The organism is Streptococcus sp. CCH8-H5 (assembly GCF_001556505.1).
Lineage (GTDB): Bacteria > Bacillota > Bacilli > Lactobacillales > Streptococcaceae > Streptococcus.
The window spans coordinates 1-224 of the sequence record NZ_LSIZ01000083.1 but is presented as its reverse complement, the minus strand read 5'-3'; the positions used below and the strand labels follow the sequence as shown (position 1 = coordinate 224).

Genomic DNA, 224 nt, shown 5'->3' with positions numbered 1-224 from the left:
TTTTCAGCAGAGGGAACTTGAGAATTAGGGGTATCAGTATCACTAGTTGTTGGTGACGAATTCTCAGTTGTAACACTCTCACTAGTCGTTGCACTTACCTCAGAATGTGTAGTTTCAGAATTAGCTGCTTCCGAACTAGCTGTGCTTGTGACTTCAGAGCTTGGTTTTTCAGAGACTGTTTCTGTTGAAGCCCCTTCAGAGGTGACCACTGGTGTTTCTGACAC

General features: G+C 44.2%; 1 protein-coding gene. It reads right to left on the bottom strand.

The genetic code is table 11. The annotated features are described in order from the left end of the window. On the bottom strand, positions 1 to 224 hold a 224-nt coding region (locus AX663_RS05475), incomplete at both ends, for a hypothetical protein (protein WP_156430765.1).